The sequence below is a fragment of the Anaerostipes sp. PC18 genome, assembly GCF_039789045.1.
Taxonomy (GTDB): domain Bacteria; phylum Bacillota; class Clostridia; order Lachnospirales; family Lachnospiraceae; genus Anaerostipes; species Anaerostipes hominis.
The window spans coordinates 1,793,406-1,813,509 of sequence record NZ_CP121164.1 but is presented as its reverse complement, the minus strand read 5'-3'; the positions used below and the strand labels follow the sequence as shown (position 1 = coordinate 1,813,509).

Genomic DNA, 20,104 nt, shown 5'->3' with positions numbered 1-20,104 from the left:
ACATAAAGTCGAAACAGTACAAACATTGTAAAATCTTCAGGTTTAATTAAGAAACTGTCTGTTGTTTTCTGATATAATGTGCTATAATTGTAGACTAATAAATAGCAATTCAGGAGGAGTAGCATGACGCTGAAGACATATAAAATCATTTTGAACATATTTTTAGTAATATCCGTTGCGGCCGGAGGAGTTCTTGGATATTATGATGCCAGGCTTGAAGCTGCCATCAATAAGACCGGTGATTTAGGAAGTGTAGATGTCGGTGATGTAAAGTTTGATGAGGATGTTGTAAATATTCTGCTGGTGGGTTCTGACCGGAGATCCGACGAAGAAGCGGCCGGACGGTCCGACTCTTCGATGATCGCGACGATCAATTTTAAGACAAAAGAACTGAAGCTTACCTCCATTATGAGGGATATCTATGTAGAGATCCCGGGACACGGAAGGGATAAGCTGAATTCTGCATACGCATATGGCGGCGTGGAACTGCTTTATCAGACTATTGCGAAAAACTTTGGAATTAAGATCGATAAATACTGTGTCGTAGATTTTGACACTTTTGAAAAAGTGATCAATGAAGTGGGCGGCATCGAGATCGATCTGGAAGAAAAAGAGGCACAGTACCTGAATACGACCAATTATATTTCCAAGAAAAAATACCGCAATGTAAAAGCCGGAAAACATATCCTGAACGGAAATCAGGCCCTTGGCTATTCCAGGATACGCTATGTGGTATCTAAGAAATACGGAGACGGAGATTTCGGCCGTACCGGCCGCCAGAGGGCAGTTATGCAGGCGACCTTTGATAAAGTCAAAGGCCAGAGCCTCACGAAGATCCTGGATATTGCTCTGAAGGTTTTAAGCGATGTTTCTACCGACATGGATGCCGACTACATCAAAGGTCTGGCGGCATCTGTGATCAAGATGGGAACGACGGATATTGACCAGATGAGAATACCGATTGAAGGTTCCTATAAGATGGGAAGGGCACAGCATAACATGTTCGTCTTTTTCATCAACTTCAATGCAAACAAAGCTGCCATGAACTATTTTATCTTCGGTGACGGCAAGGTTGGGGACGGATCTGACGAGGCCTTTGCCAAGGAGTACGGCGGACTAAGCGGCGTGGAGACCTTCGGATATTCGGGGGTATCCAATACTTCGTCCGGCAGTACCTCGTCAGGAAATGCGGGATATGGTAATTCAGGAGGATCTACGGGGAGCGGCTACCCTACTTCGTCTACGAGCGGTACAAGCAGGCCGGCTTCCACAGCGACCAGAAGGCCGGCTACGACAGCAGCCACCCAGGCCACAACAGAACAGCAGATCCAGGCTACCACCCACGCCACAACGGCTGCTAAACCAGAAAATACGAGTCAGGGAAACGCAGAAGAATAGTTTTTCAGTGATTTCTTGACACTGAATATTAGAATTGATAGAATTGTTAGGAGGATGAAGTCGTCTATGAAACAGATCGTACTATCTATCGTGGCGGAAAATAACCCGGGGGTACTCAGCCGTATATCCGGACTGTTCAGCCGCAGAGGCTATAATATCGACAGTATTACAGCCTGCAAGACACAGGATGAGAAGTATTCGCGAATGACGATCGCGGTCAGCGGGGATGATACCATTCTGGCACAGATCAAGAATCAGCTTATCAAGCTTGAGGATGTCATAACACTTGTGGAACTGGAGAACCCGACCTCTGTCTGCAGAGAGCTTATCTTAGTCAAAATCCGCACAGGAAAGTCGGAAAAACAGGAGATCATCACGATCGCCGATATTTTCAGAGCCAAAGTTGTGGACGTGTCAAAAGATTCACTGATGATCGAGCTTACCGGAAATGTAAATAAAATCGAAGCTTTCATAAATCTTTTGGAAGGCTTTGATATTCTGGAACTTGTGAGAACCGGACTCACCGGGCTTTCTCGCGGGGAATCCGTGCCGAGACTTGTCAAATAGGCACATATTTAATTTGAAAGGTATGGGAATACCCCTTACTTATAAAGCCTAGAAAATGGAGGAATGTAAAATGGCAAAGATTTATTATCAAGAAGACTGTAACTTATCACTTTTAGACGGAAAGACCATCGCAGTGATCGGTTACGGAAGTCAGGGACATGCACATGCGCTTAACGCAAAAGAGTCCGGATGCAATGTTATCATCGGATTATATGAAGGAAGCAAATCCTGGAAGAGAGCAGAGGAACAGGGATTTGAAGTATATACAGCTGCTGAGGCTGCAAAAAAAGCAGACATCATCATGATTCTGATCAACGATGAAAAGCAGGCTACAATGTACAAAAATGATATCGAACCGAACTTAGAAGCAGGAAATATGCTGATGTTCGCTCATGGTTTCAACATTCATTTTGGATGTATCGTGCCTCCTAAAGATGTAGACGTAACAATGATCGCTCCTAAAGGGCCTGGACACACGGTAAGAAGCGAATACGAAGAAGGCAAAGGCGTTCCTTGCCTGGTAGCTGTAGAGCAGGATGCTACCGGAAAAGCACTGGACATGGCTTTGGCATATGCACTGGCAATCGGAGGAGCAAGAGCAGGTGTTCTTGAGACTACCTTCAGAACAGAGACAGAGACAGACCTCTTCGGAGAGCAGGCAGTGCTCTGCGGCGGTGTTTGTGCACTGATGCAGGCAGGTTTTGAGACATTAGTAGAAGCAGGATATGATCCGAGAAACGCATACTTTGAATGTATCCATGAGATGAAACTGATCGTTGACCTGATCTATCAGTCAGGATTCTCAGGAATGAGATACTCTATCTCCAACACTGCAGAATACGGTGACTACATCACAGGACCGAAGATCATCACAGAAGATACAAAGAAAGCGATGAAAAAGATCCTTGCAGATATCCAGGACGGAACTTTCGCAAAAGACTTCTTAGTAGATATGTCTGATGCAGGAAGCCAGGTTCACTTCAAGGCTATGAGAAAGTTAGCTTCCGAACATCCGGCAGAAGTTGTCGGAGAAGAGATCAGAAGCTTATACAGCTGGTCTGACGAAGACAAACTGATCAATAACTAATTCGGGATCACTGATATTACATATAAAGCCAGAGTGCATGTGCACTCTGGCTTTTCTTCTGGCTCCATGGGAAAGTTCATCCTAATATGTCTATCCCTTCTGCTGTCTTGCACGGTTGGTGGAATCTCTGACGATGAGATACGGTTTGTACTCTATTCGGATAAAGTATTGGCTTTTCTGTTCCGGAGTCTCATTCCACAGGATTTTTTGATAAATCGTGTCAAAAGCTTTCCGCCCTTTCTCCTCCATATAGTGTTCCACTGTGGTCAGTGAGACCGGAAGCAGTCCGGAAGGGAAATCATTGTCAAAGCTGCACACACTGAAATCTCTTGGAATCTTATATCCTTTCTTTAAAACCGCATCCATGATCCCATAGGCAACCATATCGTTATTTCCGACAAAAGCAGTGATACCGGACAGGCCCCGGTCTTCCAGACAGTCCATACACAGCTGATATCCCACATCATACTCCAGTGACAAATGATTTCTTTCATATTGGGAATCAACCTTTTGCTCTCTTACGATGACGTCATAGGGCTCATTTGCGCATAATTTTGCATAAGTATTCTGAATCGCCTTCAGCCTTTGATATCGCATGGCCAGGGATACGTCAGTCGTGATCGTCGTTGTCAAAAAAGCAATATGCCGGTGCCCTAAACTGTGCAGGTGTTCAGCCACCAGGACACCTGCGGTATAGTTATTTGTTTCAATGATATCAATGTTGATGGAAGAAGTCTTGTCACCGATCACGACAATGGGGAACTGTTTTGCAACTTTTTCCACAAATCCCGGATCGTTGGGAATCATGGTGAATATGATTCCTTCCACGTTCATATGGATGGCATCCATGACCAGTTCGTGTTCTTTCTTTACTTCCCGGAAAGTAGTAAAGATTAGTGTCTTATATCCTTTTTTATAAGCGGACTGTTCGATGGACTGGGCAATCGTTGCATAATAGGAGTTGAAAATATTGGGGCAAAAAACAGCGATTACTTTTTTGATCTGTGCAGAAGAAGGGGATCTGAGAGCAGTGTCTTTTTTCTCATGGCTTAACTCATATCCCAGCCGTTTTGCAGACTCCAGTACTTTTGCCACCGTTTCTCTTGAGAAGGAGACATCAGATCTTCGGTTTAAGATCATGGAAACAGCAGAAACAGAAATGTCCGTATCCTTTGCAATATCTTTCATCGTCACACTTTTTTTATTGGCCATGGCGGTTCTCCTTATTAAAATTTTAATTGGGTTTTATGTATTATATACAAAATATTTTTGTTGAAACTGTATATTATCCCGAAATTTATTGAAAATAATTTAAATAATTTGATAATTTAACGGGTCTGGATTAAAATTTAAGTAAAGAAAAGTTAAATTTAAATAAAATTCCGGAATGATTTATTAAAATTTTAATTAATTATAACACATCAATTAATGTGAATCAACGATTCCTAAGGAGGTTTAAGAATTATGAGAATTATACAAATTTCTGATTTTCATTTGAGAGGGGACGGGAAATTGTCTTTTCAGAAAGCAGACACAATAGCTGCATTAAACCAAACGATCGAGTACTTTTCAAAATTGAAACCTTATGAATTACCTGAATTTTTTATTGTGACCGGAGATCTGGCCGACGGGGGAACACAGGAAGGATATGAGATTATCAAGGACGGATTAGATAAGCTTCCACGGCCTTACTATGTAGTACCAGGCAATCATGACAAACGGGAGTTTTTCCTCCGTATGTTTCCTGAAAATGCACCGGTGGAAGATGATATTAAACCTTATATTTGCTACACCTTAGATGACGGGCTGATACGTGCGATTATAATTGACACCATGATTTCGGACTGCCATTACGGCGGTCTGACGGATGAGGTTGCAAAATGGCTGGAGAAGAAAATTATTGAATATCCTAACAAACCGACTTTGGTATTTACCCATCACCCGCCTTTTACTACCGGATTGGCAGCGATGGATGAGGGGTTTGCACAGGCAGACCGGCTGGCTGGAATTTTAAAGAAGCATAAAAATGTCCGCCTTTGCTGCGGACATATGCACACCGGTATTTTTACTTCATGGCAGGGAGTTTCCTGTGTGACCTGTCCGCCGATCGCCATGCAGATGGAAGTAGATTTCAGGACAAAAGACGGACCGGATGTCACGCCGGAAGAGCTGGCTGATCATTTCAAAGGGGGAGGAGATCGTTTCTTCCTTGGAAATCCCGGATATTTAATTCATGATCTGCAGAATGACATGGTAAATACCCATTATATGATAATCCCCACAGGCGCAGATTATTCCGGCCCCTGGCCATTTAAATATTATGAGGGAGAAGGCCATTAATAGTCTGATAAAGGAGAGAAAACTATGGGAGAGAAAAAATTAAGTCTTAGAAAAATTGCCGCAGTTACCCTGTTTGAAAGTGCTGTTCAATGGTATTGCTTTTTACTGTACGGCACCGCTGCAGGAACTGTGTTTGCAAAAGTATTTTTCTCACAGTCCGGGAACGGCACTACCGCATTGATTTTGTCTTATATGTCTTTTGCCATCGGATACATAGCCGGACCGTTTGGAGCGGTGTTTTTTGGACACATCGGTGACCGAAAGGGACGTAAGGTTACAATGTATGCCTCTTTATTGATGATGGGCATCTCAACATCTATTATCGGGATCTTGCCGTCGGCAGCGACGGCAGGCATTTGGGTCGTTATCGTACTTCAGTTAATGCGTCTGCTACAGTGCTTTGGACGCGGAGGAACATGGGGTGGCGGCATCCTGATGGCTTTTGAAAATGTGCCGGAGAATAAGCGAGCTTTCTACGCGGCTATTCCGCAGATCGGGCTTCCGATTGGGTTCGGATTATCCTCCATTTTAATTGCCGTACCGACTTTGGTACTGCCTGAGGAGATATTTTTTAAATGGGGTTGGAGAATTCCGTTTTTGTCGGCAATTATCCTGACACTTATTGTTGTCTATTTAAAAGGCATCACGATGGAGACGGAAGACTTCAAGAAAGCCCAGGCAAAATTAGAGGCTCAGGAAGCCGAGGGGAAGAAGCAGAAAGTAGGATTTATCCCTATGGTAAAAGGGTATTGGAAGACGCTGCTTCTCGGATGCGGAACCCGCTGGGTAGACGGAACATTTTATAATATCTTTATTGTATGGATTTTATCTTACTGCATCGGATGGCTCGGAATGCCATTGATTCAAACTTATATTATTACCATCGTTGCATGTGTCTTCAAGATTCCATTTACACTGTTCGGCGGATGGTGTGCACAAAAGTTCGGTATGACCAGGACTTTTGTCATCGGAGGCCTGGCATCGGCGGTTCTCAGTATTCCGACATTGAAAGTCATTGAGCTGAGCGGCGGAAATCTGTTTGTCACCATCATGGGAGTCGTACTCGGATGGAGCATTGCCTACAATTTAATTTGGGCAGTCATCAGCGGTCTCTGGTCTTCTTATTTTGAGACGGAAGTGCGCTACTCCGGCATTTCCTTTGTTTATCACGTTCCGAGTTTCCTGGTAGCCGGTCTTGTGCCGACCATCTGTACACTGCTGATCGACTACGGAAAAGGAGATACCATTTATGTAGGAATTTATTCTACTATTGTCGCTTTGATCAGTGTGGCCTGTGCCATTGCTTTAAAATACCGGCATGACCGGGGCATGAAATAAATCAAAATTCTAAGTGAAAATACGATTTACCCAAAGGGGCTGTCGCACTAGCTAGAAATATTTAGCTGGTCGGTAGCCCCTCCTTTCATCCCTAAAAGGCCAGTTCCTTTCTCTTTCATGCAACATTTCTTTTTTTAGTGCGACAGTCCCTTTTGGCTTTTTGTTTCCCAACATGATTAGGAGTTTATAGTGTTTTTTCCGCTAAGATGATAGATTGTCGCAAATAACCTAAATTTTCTCTTATGAAACGGACAAAACTATATCCTCCTGCCTGCCTTAATTTGCGGAAGACTTTATCGAGAAAAAACGATCCGGCAGGTTTGATATGGTGGTACTATGATGAGATCGGGCTGCTGAAGCCGACAAGCAAGAGTGATGCGGGATACCGGCTTTATGACGATAAAGCGTTGGAAACTTTACAGCAAATCCTGTTTTTCCGTGAATTTGATATTCCACTGAAAGAAATCAAAGCGGTCATGTTGCCAGGAAAGAACGGATGGAGCGTTTGATTGCCAGGATTGATGACATTTTGAAAGGAGATAAAAAGATGGATTTTGCAGTTTTCAGTAAATCAGAAATAGAAGAAATGTTTCAAACAATTATGGGTCATATGCCAGATGAAATGCGGCAAATGGCTATTGAGGAATCTGGCGGTGTAGAACAGTGGAGAAAACATTACATTGAAGCATTGTCCTCAGAAAAAATGCAAAAGGGCTATGCAAAGGTAGTTGAGTGGTATGGCGGCAAAGATGAATATTTGTCTGTTGTGAAGAATCCTGTCAGCAAAGAAGTTGCAGAAAGCTATAATAAAAGAATAGAAGCGATTGAGGCTTTTTATGAAAGAAGTGGTGAGCATTAAATCTAGGAAATCTTGATGATAAAGAAAAGTGATTGTTATATAGATAAAATAAGAACTGGATTTTACTATTAAGAGGTGGAGTCCAGTTTTCCTTTTTGCAATATTTCCGGAAACGGCAAAAATATTATGATTAATAATTAGAACATTGAATTTATTGCCGATAATATGATATACTATTTATAAAATTAGTATAATTTTGATTGTGAATTAACGGAGGAAATCAGATGCAATATCTTTCAGTGATAGAGATAGCGGAAAAATGGAATGTGTCGGAGCGCAGTGTAAGAAATTACTGCGCCCACGGCCGTGTGCCGGGAGCGTTTCTTTCCGGAAAGACCTGGAATATTCCAGAGAATGCAGAAAAGCCGGAGCGTATTAATAAGAAAGAAGAAAAGCCGATAACACTATTAGATATTTTGCAGAATGAGAAGAAAAATAAGTATTCTGGCGGAATTTATCATAAGACTCAGATTGATTTGACATATAACTCAAACCACATCGAGGGCAGCCGCCTGACTCATGATCAGACGAGATATATTTTTGAGACCAATACCATCGGTGTGGAAAATGAAGTCCTCAACGTGGATGATGTGATTGAAACGGCAAATCACTTCCGGTGCATCGTCATGATCATCGACAATGCGAAAGCGGTATTGACTGAAAAACTTATCAAAGAGCTTCACCTGATTCTGAAGAACGGAACCAGCGATTCCAGAAAGGATTGGTTTTCTGTAGGCGATTATAAAAAGATGCCAAACGAAGTCGGTGGCATGGATACTGCACTTCCGGAAGAAGTTGCCGATAGAATGAAAGTGCTGCTTACAGAGTACAACGCCAAGGGAAAAAAGACTTTGGAGGATGTTCTGGAATTCCATGTTAAATTTGAAAGAATTCATCCATTTCAAGACGGCAACGGACGTGTCGGCAGATTGATTATGTTTAAGGAATGCCTGAAATATAATATCGTTCCGTTTATCATCGAAGATAATTTGAAGATGTTTTATTATCGTGGACTGAAAGAATGGAACGATGAAAAAGGTTATTTGACAGATACATGTCTGACAGCACAGGATAGATATAAATGTTATCTGGATTATTTTAGGATTGGATATTGAATGTCATTACTTTGAAGCTAATGAAAAGGATTTATAATGGGTGATTATATTAAAAGTAAGAAAGATAAGAAATTTCAAAGTCAGGATGCATTAAGAACAGTTCAGTCTGTAATTAATGATGCAGATGCTGCACTAAAGGATAAAGTTACAATTTACACTTAGATAATTGTTCTACAGGAAAGGGTACGAAGCATGGAAAATGAAGTATACCCGCAGGGCACACTGTATTTCATACCCTTCGGGTGGACGTGCTTCGCACGATAAGGTATACGAAAAAGATTGGGGCAAGAAGTGATAAGACGCAGTACCGGATTACAAATTTTTATTCCCATAAGGATTCACATAATCAGGCGGGCAGAGATGTTGCTCGCTCCATATCATCATTTGATTTAAGATAGGGATAAAACTCTGCCCTAATTCGGTTAAAGAATACTCTACCTTTGGTGGTATCTCTTTATAGATCTTCCGGTGCAGAAAACCATCGCTTTCTAATTCCCGAAGTTGCTTGGTTAAAGAGGACTGCGTAATTCCATCCAGCCGGCGCATTAACTCGCCAAATCTCTGAACCTTATAAAACGCTATATACCATAAGATTATGATTTTCCATTTTCCACCTAGAATAGCCTGTATGCAGCTCATGGGAACACATCTGGTCATCATTTCTTCTGTTTGAAATTTATTTCCTGCCATGTCTGATTCCTTCCTTTCACGTTTGTCTTTATAGAGAGTATATAACAACGGAAGGATATTTTAAAGCACAATCTTTTTTTAGTATTAGTACAAAAAATACTACTACTACTAAAAAAATTGCGTACTTGAATAAATCTGTCTGCTCCTGTACTCTTGTGGCAAAGGAGATGATAAACATGAGAAAAACACTTTTTACTTCTGAATCTGTAACGGAAGGACATCCCGACAAAGTATGCGATCAAATTTCCGATGCAATCCTTGATGCCATTTTACAGAAAGAACCGAAGGCTCATGTGGCCTGTGAGATATCAGCCACTACTGGGTTAGTTGTTCTAATGGGTGAAGTATCAGCTCATGCGCTGCACAAGATTGATGTAGAACAAATTGTTCGGGATACTGTCCGGAGTATTGGATATACCGGAAATGATTTTGGGTTCAATGCGGACGGAATTGCTGTAGTCTCCGCTCTGCACAGTCAATCCCCGGACATTGCCCAGGGAGTAAACAATGCATTAGAGACTCGTTTTTCTGATACGGCTGATATTGGGGCCGGAGATCAGGGGATGGTTTTTGGATATGCCACGGATGAAACAGACACCTATATGCCAATGCCTGTCTATCTTGCACATCGGATTACCCACAGATTAGCAGAAGTCCGCAAAAATGGAAGTCTTTCTTATTTAGGGCCGGATGGAAAAGCGCAGGTTTCCGTGGAATACAAAGGCGACAGGCCGGTGCGGATTGATACCGTGATTCTTTCTACACAACATCTGCAGGAAATTTCGCATGAGGTGATTGAAGAGGATATGATTAAAAAGGTTATCATGCCGGTCATTCCGAAAGAGTTATTGGATGAGGATACCCGCTATTATATCAATCCAACTGGCCGGTTTGTGATAGGCGGTCCACAGGGTGATACCGGTTTAACTGGCCGTAAGATTATTGTAGACACCTATGGAGGATTTGCTCGTCATGGTGGAGGTGCTTTTTCAGGAAAAGATCCAACGAAGGTAGACCGCAGTGCTGCCTATGCTGCACGCTATGTTGCAAAGAATATAGTGGCGGCGGGGATTGCCCATCGATGTGAAATTCAAATTGCCTACGCAATCGGAGTGGCAACACCTGTTTCCATTTTTATTGATACCTTTGGAACCGGGGTGCTGCCGGATGAGCAGATTCTGGCTTTGGTTGAAAAATATTTTGATCTCCGGCCTTCTGCAATCATAGAAGCACTTGATCTTAGAAAACCAATCTATAAGGCTACTGCTGCTTACGGACATTTCGGAAGAAATGATCTTGACCTTCCGTGGGAACATACAGATAAAGCTAATGTGCTGCACAAAGAATTGATGAACAACACAAGCGCAGGAAAGGAGAAATGATTTATGCATTTTACAGGAACAATTTGGAGACCGCCTTATGAGGCTTACTCACTTTTGATTCAGGTAACGGCAGGATGTACCCATCACTCCTGCAAATTCTGTACTCTTTATGAGGATTTGCCCTTTAAGTTTAGAATGTCGCCGCGGGAAGAAGTAGAGGAGGATTTAAAAGAAACAAGCCGGTATTATAATAAGGTGCCGAGGGTATTCTTTACGGGAGCAAATCCCTTTGCATTGAGTGTAGATAAGCTGAAAACACTGGCAAAGAGCGTACATGAATATTTTCCGGCCTGCCAGAGTATGGGCTGCTTTTCAAGAATTACGGATGTTACCAGAAAATCGGTGGAGGATTTAAAGGAACTGCGTGCCCTTGGATATGATGGGATTACCTTCGGGATTGAGACCGGTGATGATGAAGCGCTGACCTTTATGAAAAAGGGTTATCTGGCAAAGGATATTCTCGAACAGTGCAGGAAGATGGACGAAGCAGGAATCAGCTATAACTTTTTCTATCTGACCGGCATTTCCGGTTCCGGCAGAGGGAATATCGGTGCAAAGGAGACTGCAAAAGTCATAAACCAGCTCCATCCGAAGATTATTGATGCGTCCATGCTTACGATTTATCCGACTTCTGAGCTGTACAAAGAAATTCAGGCGGGAAATTGGAAGGAAGAGACGGAGCTTGAGAAGCTGGAGGAATTAAAGACACTTATTGAAAATCTGACAGTGGATGCAAAGTTTGCTACAGATGGAGCCTCTAATCTGATTCAGGTGCGCGGTAATCTGAAAAAGGACAAGAAGAAGCTGGTTCGGTTTTTGGAGCAGCAGATCAGCAGTCAGGATGAAGCATACCTTCGGAAATATCGTGAGAATCTTCGTCACCTGTAATACAGGATGAAGTGTCAGCTCTGCGATTTGCTGTGCTGGAAAGACAATCATTTTCTGCAGCGCAAATCGCAGAGCTGTATAAAAAGGAGGGACATTTATGCATTTTACAGGGCGCACATGGAGACCGCCTTACGAGGCAAGCTCGTTTATCTTACAGGCAACATCAGGCTGTACCTATCGTAATTGCAGCTTCTGTAGTTTGTATAAAGATGAACCATTTCGGATGTCTCCAATGGAGGAATTTGAGGAGGATCTTGCCGAGCTGAAACATTATCAGCCAAACGCAAGGAGAATTTTTCTGACTGGCGCGAATCCATTTGCTATGAGTTATGAGAATCTGAAACTCCGGGCGCTGACAGTCCGGGATTATCTGATCAAATGTCAGACGATTGCCATGTTTGCCAGTATTCGGGATATAAAAAATAAAGAGGTCTGGCAGCTTAAGAAACTGCGGGCTATGGGAATCAATGGGCTGACGATTGGGATAGAAAGCGGAGATGATGAAACGCTTACTCTGGCAAGAAAGGGCTACACTTCTCAGGATATACTGGAACAGTGCCGGAAGCTGGATGAAGCCGGGATTGAATATTATTTTGTGTATATGACAGGACTGTCGGGAAGAGGTGGGGAGTACCGCAATGCGGTAAACAGTGCGAAGCTGTTCAGCCAGTTAAATCCTTATTTTATTTCTGTGGATTCCCTGACGCTTTTCCCGGAAACAGAATTATATCAAAGGTATCAGGAAGGAACTTTCCTTCCGTCAACGGAGAAGGACAGACTGCGGGAACTACAGCATGTGATTGATACGGTGGATGAGAAAGACATGGAAGCGTACCGAGCAGGATTGCGGTCATTGGGTTGATGGGACATTACATATGGAAGGCCTGATTTTATATAGAAATAATAGATAGAAAAAAACTTTTGTATGTGGTGAATGTGGGGTATTGGATCGAACTATTGATGATGCACATCTGATTATCCCAACTAGTGCTGTACGAGATGAAGGTACAAGTTATCATTATTTGCCAGTTTCAGATGAAGTGGAACTTGATACTTATGGAATAAAAGTGATTGAAGAAGTATTTAAAAGCCAATGTTTATCAGCTATACCCGGCTCTTTCTTTTATCCTTTGCAGCACGGAGACTGCACATCCAGTCCATCCAGATAGCCTTTCCCCCACTGGCATAAAGCGTCCAATATCGGAATAACACTGCGACCAAATTCGGTAAGGGAGTAGATCGTTTTTGGTGGTTTCTCCGGGATGACCTCTCGATGAACCATTCCGCAATTCTCTAAATCATGGAGCTGACCGGAGAGCATTTTGGGGGTTGCCTTTGGGATGAGCCGCTGCAGTTCCATGTAGTGGAGAGACTGGTCTATCAGGTGCCAGAGGATTAAAGGTTTGTATTTGCCGCTGATTAAAGACAGTGCGGTTTCAACCGGGCAGTTAAATTGAGTTTGTTTACAGTTCATGTTGCGTCTCCTTTTCTGCAAGGGTGCTACCTTTTTTGAAAGTACCTATCAAAAAAGTGCATTCTTGTGGATATTACATTTCATGCTACAATAAATTCATGGTTGGTTTGACATACCGAATACATGATACATAGAAAGGGGTAATTATTATGGATTTTATCAATATTGCAAAACAGCGTCATTCTGTACGCAGCTACAAAAATCAGAAAGTGGAGCCGGAAAAGTTGGAGCAGATTCTGGAAGCAGCTCATGTGGCTCCGACAGCCGCTAACCTTCAGCCGGTTCATCTGATTGCTGTTCAGAGTGAGGAGGGTCTGGCGAAGGTCAGTAAGGCCGCTGGTATCTATAATGCACCATTGGCGATCATTGTTTGTGCAGATCATAACAAGGCATGGGTACGTCCATTCGATCAGAAACAAAGTGGTGACATTGACGCATCCATCCTGACTGACCACATGATGCTGCAGGCCACAGAGTTAGGTCTTGGAACCGTATGGGTTTGTTACTTCAAGCCGGATGTACTGCGCGAGGAATTTAACCTTCCGGATAGTCTGGAACCGGTCAACATTCTGGTAATTGGTTATTCTGATGATGATCCGGCAGATACGAATCGTTTTGATACACAGCGTATTCCGATGAGCCAGTTGGTTTCCTATGAAAATCTGTAAATGAATACTTGGCGCAGCCCCTGTAAAACAAGCACAGGGGCTGTGCTTTTATCGCTCTGAAATATGTGCGTAGGTTTCTTCCAGTATCCAGCCGATGTGTTCGTCCTGCAAGGAATAAAAAACGTTTTTACCAACCTTGCGGGAGTAGACCAGGCGTACAATCCGCAGCGCACGAAGCTGATGGGAGATGGCTGATTTTGTGGCCTGCATTTCCTTTGCCAGATCACTGACACAGTATTCTTTCTCCATCAGACGCCACAGTATCCGCATACGGGTATAATCACCCATTGCTTTATAAAGTTCAGATAGCTGCTGCAATTCCTCTGGTTTTGGAACCATAAAAGTTGTATGTTCCGTTGTATTCATGTAATTTCTCCAATCTATGTGTAAGCTGTTTGACAGATAAAATTTAAATAGCTATGATAGTTCCAGGAAGGAGATGATTTTTGATGTCACATTATAATCTACCTCACAACCACGGACAGAATATTGAACGGGTATTAGACAAGATGCCTTCTGTGAAAGGCTTTACTAATATAGCATTTTTATTTCAGCAGCTTGATGATCCGACACGTCTGCGGATTTTGTGGCTGCTCTGTCACTGTGAAGAATGTGTCTGTAACATTGCGGCGGCTGTGGATATGAGTGCTCCCGCAGTATCGCACCATTTGCGGATACTGAAAAAAAGTGGGATCATATCCAGCCGCAGGGAAGGAAAAGAAGTGTATTACTCCTTGTCAGACACACAACAGGCTAAATTATTGCATCGTTCTATTGATGCGTTATTTGAAATATCCTGCCCGACAAATCAATAGAGGAAATACCCTCCGGGTATACCATGATGTCATGATTACAGGACGAATAAGGGAAATGCGCCGCTTTCATGTTAGGAATGAAGTGCGGCGCATTTCGGTTCTCAAATCTTTTTAGATCTGGGAAGGCACATCCAGCCGCTTTACCCGCATGGCACGGATTGCGTTTAGGATGGCAATGACGGAGACACCGACATCGGCAAATACGGCCGCCCACATATTGGCGTATCCCAAAGCACCTAAGATGAGTACCAGGAATTTCACACCCAAGGCAAATACGATGTTCTGATTTGCGATACGGATCGTCTTTCTGGCAATCTTCATCACAGAAGCGATTTTGGATGGTTCATCCGTCATCAATACAACGTCAGCAGCTTCAATGGCTGCATCGGAACCCAGACCGCCCATAGCGATACCTACATCGGCCCGTGCCAGTACGGGAGCATCGTTGATGCCGTCCCCGACAAAGACAAGTTTTCCTTTTTCACTTTTTTGTTTCAGCAGTTCTTCTACACGGTCAACCTTATCGGCAGGGAGCAGTTCAGTGTATGCCTGATCTAATTCAAGACGGTTTGCTACCTTTTTTCCAACGGCATCTGCATCTCCGGTCAGCATGACTGTTTTGTGGATTCCGGCGGATTTCAGACGTTTGATTGCTGCTGGAGCATCTGCTTTGATCTCATCTTCTATGACAATACATCCGGCATATTTTCCGTCACAGGCCAGATAAACAACGGTGCCGGCAGCAGTAGAAGGGGTGTATTGGATACGTTCCTTTACCATCAGCTTGGCGTTTCCGGCCAGAACTGCTTTACCGTCAATGACAGCCCGCACGCCATGGCCTGCGCTTTCCTGAACCTCTGTGATGCGGCCGCTGTCAATTTTTCTGCCATAGGCTTTCTTGATCGAGAGCGAGATTGGGTGATTAGAATAATCCTCCGCATATGCGGCCAGTTCCAGAAGCTGTGTGTCTTTCATACCTTTTGGATTGACCTCACTGACGGCAAAGGAACCTTTGGTCAGAGTACCTGTTTTATCAAAGACTACCATTTCCGTATGAGCAAGTGATTCCAAATAGTTGCTGCCCTTTACAAGAACACCGATCCTGGACGCACCGCCGATACCTCCAAAGAAACTAAGCGGGATGGAGATGACGAGCGCACAGGGACAGGAGATAACCAGGAAGGTCAAAGCACGGTAAATCCAGGTTCCAAATGACTGCCCGGTGATCAGTGGTGGCAGGATGGCAAGTGCGAGGGCTGCGAATACCACAGCAGGGGTGTAGTATCGGGCAAAGCGTGTGATAAAGTTTTCTGTCCGGCCTTTTTTGTCGCTTGCGTTTTCCACCAGATCAAGGATTTTTGCAACCGTAGACTCTCCAAATTCCTTTGTGGTCTGGATGGTCAAAATACCAGTCTGGTTGATACATCCGCTGATGACTTCCATTCCCGGCTCTACTTCACGGGGCATGGATTCCCCGGTAAGGGCAGAAGTATCCAGTGCAGAGGAACCTTTGAGGATTGTTCCGTCCAAAGGGATGCGTTCTCCCGGCTTTACTACGATGACATCTCCGATCTGCACTTCATCTGGATCAACCTGCACCAGTTTTCCGTCTCGTTCTACGTTGGCATAGTCCGGGCGGATATCCATCAGGCCTGCGATGGATTTGCGGGATTTGGAAACCGCATAAGACTGGAACCATTCGCCTACCTGATAAAACAGCATAACGGCAACACCTTCGGAATGTTCCCCTAAAATTAATGCGCCAACGGTGGCTATCGTCATCAGAAAGTTTTCATCAAATACCTGCCCGTGGAGGATGTTTGTGATCGCTTTCCATACAATATCCCATCCAACAACAGCGTAGCAGACAAGGAATACACCCATTTCTACGTATTCAGGAAGCTGTAAGAAGCTCCCTGCAAAGAACAGCACTGCCGCCACAATGATGCGTGTAAGCAGATGCTTTTGTTTTCGTGTCATAATTTCTATTCTCCTTTCATGGCAGGGAAAGCGGTAATTGTACTTTCCCTGTGTCTTAATGGAACAAAGTGGGCAAGCCCACTTCAACGCCCCAACCCCTCCCTCACTCTTTGAGGGGCTTGACAACTTTGCGTGCCTGATGCAATTTGCCGCAGGCAAATAATTTCCTTACGCATCTGCGCACAACCCGCGGAGCGTTTTTATTTCATAGGGAAGGTCGTAGAACTTTCCTATGAAATAAAAAACACCGGCTACCAGGAAACGGCAGCCGGTGTCCAGCTTTTCATCACACCTTGACAGTTACATCCGGCTCGATTTTCTTGATCAGTGCCTTTGCTTCGGTCAGGATGGAGGCGAACTTGTCATCCGGTGCCTCCAGTACCATCTTCTGGTTCAAAAAGTTCACGGATACATTCGTAACACCGTCAATCTTTTTCACGGCACTTTCGATCTTTGCTGCGCAGTGTCCGCAGTCAAGGTCGATTAATTTGATTGTTTTCTTCATAGGATGATATCCCCTTTCTATAGTTATTTGGTTGGTTTGACATGGCTGAACAATTAAAAGAATGTTTAATCGTTCATGCCGTCAGTATATTCACGAAAAGGCACAAAGTCAACGGTTTTGGGAGCAGTTCTGCCCTTTGGATTGGAAAACCTGCTGATTGGATTTTCTGCAAAAAAGGAATTGCTTTTTGGATCAAAAATGCTCCTTTATGGAGCGTACAAAACCAGGAAGGCGTGTTTATAATGATTGTGTTCCCTACGGGGGACGGGTAGTATATGTCAGTGGACACTGACATATGCCTCCGGCAGATTGCAGGCGTGCATAGGTGCACATTATCAGCAAAGCTGATATGCACGCTGCAGCAGGGACACAGGAGTGTCCCTGATAAAAATAAAAAGAAAGAAGGGATGAAATTGCAAAAGGAGCAATTTGACATTACGGGTATGACCTGCTCGGCCTGCTCGGCCAGGATTGAAAAGAGTGTGGGAAAACTGCCCAGCATCAAAGAAGTGTCCGTCAATCTGTTAAAGAACAGCATGGTTGCTTCTTATGATGAATCTGTTCTGGATACAGCAGGGATTGTCCAGGCTGTTGAAAAAGCCGGATATGGGGCATTCCCCAAAACGGCTGCAAAGGTCCAGAACAAAAGCAGTGCCGCAGGCCGGACTCAAAATCCGGAAACCAGTACGGCACAGGCAGAATATAAGCAGATGAAACAGCGGCTCCTGCTGTCTGCCATTTTTACTATACCGCTGTTTTACATATCAATGGGACACATGATGGGCTGGCCGCTTCCAGGCTTCCTTTTAGGAATGGAAAATGCCATGAGCTTTGCTTTTACACAGTTTCTGCTTCTGATCCCGGTGGTATTTGTCAATTCGAAATATTACCGGATGGGATTTAAGACGCTGTTTCACGGTTCTCCCAACATGGACTCCCTGATTGCCATAGGCTCCGGTGCGGCGATTGTTTACGGGATTTATGCCATTTATAAAATAGGCATCGGGTTCGGATATGGGGATATGGTTACCGTCCATAGTTTTATGATGGATCTGTACTTTGAATCCGCAGGCATGATCCTGACGCTGATTACTTTAGGGAAAACTCTGGAAGCCCGTGCAAAAGGGAAAACCTCAGATGCGATTACCAAGCTGATGAACCTGGCCCCCAAGACTGCAACCGTAGAACGTGATGGACAGGAGTTTACCGTTCCGGTGGAGAAAGTGCAGGCCGGGGAAACGCTGATCGTGAAAGCGGGAGAGTCTGTACCAGTAGATGGAATTGTCATTGAAGGATTTTCTTCTGTGGATGAGTCTGCCTTGACGGGTGAAAGTATTCCGGTAGAGAAGCATATCGGAGATAAGGTCATTGGGGCAACCATAAATAAGTCCGGCTATTTTAAGATGCAGGCGACCAAAGTGGGTGACGATACCACATTGTCACAGATTGTCCGTCTGGTGGATGAAGCGACCAGCTCTAAAGCGCCGATTGCAAAGATGGCCGATAAAGTCAGCGGTGTGTTTGTACCAGTGGTAATCAGCATTGCATTGATTGCCGTTGTCGTATGGCTGTTGTTGGGTTACGGGTTTGAATTTGCCCTTTCCATTGGTATTTCCATCTTAGTGATTTCCTGCCCCTGTGCGTTGGGGCTTGCCACACCTACCGCAATCATGGTCGGAACCGGAAAGGGTGCAACAAACGGCATCCTGATTAAGTCTGCGGAAGCTCTTGAAACAGCACATGGTATTGATACGGTAGTTCTTGACAAGACCGGAACGATCACACAGGGAACTCCGGTAGTCACAAACTTATTATGTGGAGACGGTGTAGGTCAGAAGGAACTGCTGCAGATAGCGGCTTCCCTGGAAAAACTGTCCGAACATCCATTGGCAGACGCAATTGTGGCAGAAGCAGAAAAAGAAAGGATTTCTTTCCTTCAGGTAAGTGATTTTAAACAGATTCCCGGCCAGGGTATTGTAGGAAAGATCGGAAACGATATCTGCTATGCCGGAAACCGGAGGTTACTCCAGGCAAATGGCATTTCGGGCGGAGCACTCCTGCAGCTTGGGGAATCTATGGCAGTTGACGGTAAAACACCGCTGTTCTTTGCCCGTGGCGGGCAACTCATTGGTGTGATTGCCGTAGCTGATGTGGTAAAGCCTACCAGCCGTCAGGCAGTACAGGAATTGTCTGCGATGGGCATTGAGGTGGTCATGCTGACCGGAGATAATGCGAAAACAGTAGAAGCGATCCGGCGTCAGGTTGGCGTGGACCGTGTAGTAGCCGAGGTATTTCCACAGGATAAGGAAAAGGAAATCCGGCGTTTGCAGGATAGCGGTAAAAAAGTGGCGATGGTAGGCGATGGAATTAACGATGCCCCGGCGCTTGCCAGGGCAGATGTAGGCATTGCCATCGGAGCCGGAACGGATGTGGCGATTGAGTCAGCGGACATTGTTCTGATGAAAAGTGACCTGCTGGATGTGTCAACGGCGATCCAGCTCAGTAAGGCAGTCATCCGTAATATTAAGCAAAACCTGTTCTGGGCGTTTATTTATAATATCATCGGTATTCCAGTGGCGGCAGGGCTGTTCTTTCTGCCGTTTGATTTGAAATTGAATCCAATGATCGGGGCATTTGCCATGAGTTTCAGTTCCGTGTTTGTAGTATCAAATGCGCTGAGGCTTAGATGGTTTAAAGCAAAACACACATCCCATGCGGAACCAAATGAGGACCGCGTGTATGAACGGACAACAATAAAAAGTGAAAGCAAAGGAGCGATCCAAATGGAAAAAGTATTGAATATTGAAGGTATGGTTTGTATGAACTGTGTAAAGCACGTAGATAAGGCATTGCGGGAAATCCATGGCATCAAAGATGTGGCAGTTCATCTGGAGAGCAAGTCCGCCCAGGTACAGATGAGCCAGGATGTACCGGATGATGTACTGAAAGCCGCTGTTGAAGATGCGGGTTATCAGGTTGTAAGCATTCAGTGAGCGGG

The 20,104-nt window shown here is 44.2% G+C and carries 20 protein-coding genes; 14 read left to right on the top strand and 6 right to left on the bottom strand.

Features of this window, described 5'->3' with window-relative positions; genetic code table 11:
• Window positions 1–123 precede the first annotated feature (123 nt).
• The 3 genes from P8F77_RS09845 (at window position 124) to ilvC (ending at window position 3,052) form a co-directional block, all read left to right on the top strand.
• On the top strand, window positions 124–1,398 hold the full coding sequence (locus tag P8F77_RS09845) for an LCP family protein (RefSeq protein ID WP_024727506.1): 1,275 nt from the start codon (window positions 124–126) through the stop codon (window positions 1,396–1,398).
• Between the two features lie 66 nt (window positions 1,399–1,464).
• Complete coding sequence (ilvN, locus tag P8F77_RS09840; RefSeq protein ID WP_009289590.1) at window positions 1,465–1,965, top strand: acetolactate synthase small subunit; 501 nt, start codon at window positions 1,465–1,467, stop codon at window positions 1,963–1,965.
• 70 nt (window positions 1,966–2,035) lie between these two features.
• Window positions 2,036–3,052: a ketol-acid reductoisomerase gene (gene ilvC, locus P8F77_RS09835; RefSeq protein WP_024727507.1), complete on the top strand. Its 1,017-nt coding sequence runs from the start codon at window positions 2,036–2,038 to the stop codon at window positions 3,050–3,052.
• Between the two features lie 90 nt (window positions 3,053–3,142).
• On the opposite strand, the gene P8F77_RS09830 is transcribed toward ilvC, so the two are convergent.
• A complete protein-coding gene (locus tag P8F77_RS09830) occupies window positions 3,143–4,264 on the bottom strand; it encodes a LacI family DNA-binding transcriptional regulator (RefSeq protein ID WP_024727508.1) in 1,122 nt (373 codons plus the stop codon).
• A 252-nt stretch (window positions 4,265–4,516) separates the two neighbouring features.
• Between P8F77_RS09830 and P8F77_RS09825 the strand changes: the two genes are divergently transcribed.
• From P8F77_RS09825 to P8F77_RS09805, 5 genes are all read left to right on the top strand, one after another.
• Window positions 4,517–5,392: a metallophosphoesterase gene (locus P8F77_RS09825; RefSeq protein ID WP_024727509.1), complete on the top strand. Its 876-nt coding sequence runs from the start codon at window positions 4,517–4,519 to the stop codon at window positions 5,390–5,392.
• Window positions 5,393–5,416: 24 nt separating this feature from the next.
• Window positions 5,417–6,730 (top strand): MFS transporter, encoded by a 1,314-nt coding sequence (locus P8F77_RS09820; RefSeq protein WP_024727510.1) that lies wholly within the window; start codon window positions 5,417–5,419, stop codon window positions 6,728–6,730.
• Window positions 6,731–6,972: 242 nt separating this feature from the next.
• Entirely contained in the window at window positions 6,973–7,239 is a 267-nt protein-coding gene (locus P8F77_RS09815) for a MerR family transcriptional regulator (RefSeq protein WP_347256050.1), read from the top strand.
• Window positions 7,227–7,589 (top strand): hypothetical protein, encoded by a 363-nt coding sequence (locus P8F77_RS09810; RefSeq protein WP_330607086.1) that lies wholly within the window; start codon window positions 7,227–7,229, stop codon window positions 7,587–7,589. The genes P8F77_RS09815 and P8F77_RS09810 overlap by 13 nt, the downstream gene beginning before the upstream one ends.
• Before the next feature lie 224 nt (window positions 7,590–7,813).
• Window positions 7,814–8,704: a Fic family protein gene (locus P8F77_RS09805; RefSeq protein ID WP_347256049.1), complete on the top strand. Its 891-nt coding sequence runs from the start codon at window positions 7,814–7,816 to the stop codon at window positions 8,702–8,704.
• A 312-nt stretch (window positions 8,705–9,016) separates the two neighbouring features.
• On the opposite strand, the gene P8F77_RS09800 is transcribed toward P8F77_RS09805, so the two are convergent.
• On the bottom strand, window positions 9,017–9,394 hold the full coding sequence (locus tag P8F77_RS09800) for a helix-turn-helix domain-containing protein (RefSeq protein ID WP_270430558.1): 378 nt from the start codon (window positions 9,392–9,394) through the stop codon (window positions 9,017–9,019).
• A 176-nt stretch (window positions 9,395–9,570) separates the two neighbouring features.
• On the opposite strand from P8F77_RS09800, the gene metK reads away from it, so the two are divergent.
• The 3 genes from metK to P8F77_RS09785 all read left to right on the top strand — a co-directional run bounded on the left by metK (window position 9,571) and on the right by P8F77_RS09785 (window position 12,526).
• On the top strand, window positions 9,571–10,776 hold the full coding sequence (gene metK, locus P8F77_RS09795; protein WP_270430557.1) for a methionine adenosyltransferase: 1,206 nt from the start codon (window positions 9,571–9,573) through the stop codon (window positions 10,774–10,776).
• 3 nt (window positions 10,777–10,779) lie between these two features.
• A complete protein-coding gene (locus tag P8F77_RS09790) occupies window positions 10,780–11,664 on the top strand; it encodes a radical SAM protein (RefSeq protein ID WP_024727514.1) in 885 nt (294 codons plus the stop codon).
• A 97-nt stretch (window positions 11,665–11,761) separates the two neighbouring features.
• Window positions 11,762–12,526 carry a radical SAM protein gene (locus tag P8F77_RS09785; protein ID WP_347256048.1) on the top strand — a complete coding sequence of 255 codons (765 nt, stop codon included), beginning with the start codon at window positions 11,762–11,764 and terminating at the stop codon, window positions 12,524–12,526.
• Between the two features lie 261 nt (window positions 12,527–12,787).
• Here the strand turns inward: P8F77_RS09785 and P8F77_RS09780 are convergent, their stop codons facing one another.
• Window positions 12,788–13,138: a helix-turn-helix domain-containing protein gene (locus P8F77_RS09780; protein WP_270430554.1), complete on the bottom strand. Its 351-nt coding sequence runs from the start codon at window positions 13,136–13,138 to the stop codon at window positions 12,788–12,790.
• 149 nt (window positions 13,139–13,287) lie between these two features.
• On the opposite strand from P8F77_RS09780, the gene P8F77_RS09775 reads away from it, so the two are divergent.
• Window positions 13,288–13,806: a nitroreductase family protein gene (locus P8F77_RS09775; protein ID WP_148458769.1), complete on the top strand. Its 519-nt coding sequence runs from the start codon at window positions 13,288–13,290 to the stop codon at window positions 13,804–13,806.
• 48 nt (window positions 13,807–13,854) lie between these two features.
• Here the strand turns inward: P8F77_RS09775 and P8F77_RS09770 are convergent, their stop codons facing one another.
• Window positions 13,855–14,172 carry a metalloregulator ArsR/SmtB family transcription factor gene (locus P8F77_RS09770; RefSeq protein WP_024727518.1) on the bottom strand — a complete coding sequence of 106 codons (318 nt, stop codon included), beginning with the start codon at window positions 14,170–14,172 and terminating at the stop codon, window positions 13,855–13,857.
• Between the two features lie 83 nt (window positions 14,173–14,255).
• On the opposite strand from P8F77_RS09770, the gene P8F77_RS09765 reads away from it, so the two are divergent.
• Window positions 14,256–14,621 carry a metalloregulator ArsR/SmtB family transcription factor gene (locus P8F77_RS09765; protein ID WP_024727519.1) on the top strand — a complete coding sequence of 122 codons (366 nt, stop codon included), beginning with the start codon at window positions 14,256–14,258 and terminating at the stop codon, window positions 14,619–14,621.
• Between the two features lie 111 nt (window positions 14,622–14,732).
• Here P8F77_RS09765 and P8F77_RS09760 read toward each other — a convergent pair whose 3' ends face one another.
• Window positions 14,733–16,601: a heavy metal translocating P-type ATPase gene (locus P8F77_RS09760; protein WP_347256047.1), complete on the bottom strand. Its 1,869-nt coding sequence runs from the start codon at window positions 16,599–16,601 to the stop codon at window positions 14,733–14,735.
• A 286-nt stretch (window positions 16,602–16,887) separates the two neighbouring features.
• On the bottom strand, window positions 16,888–17,106 hold the full coding sequence (locus P8F77_RS09755; protein WP_024727521.1) for a cation transporter: 219 nt from the start codon (window positions 17,104–17,106) through the stop codon (window positions 16,888–16,890).
• A 407-nt stretch (window positions 17,107–17,513) separates the two neighbouring features.
• Between P8F77_RS09755 and P8F77_RS09750 the strand changes: the two genes are divergently transcribed.
• Window positions 17,514–20,099 (top strand): heavy metal translocating P-type ATPase, encoded by a 2,586-nt coding sequence (locus P8F77_RS09750; RefSeq protein ID WP_347256046.1) that lies wholly within the window; start codon window positions 17,514–17,516, stop codon window positions 20,097–20,099.
• The last annotated feature ends 5 nt before the right edge of the window (window positions 20,100–20,104 follow it).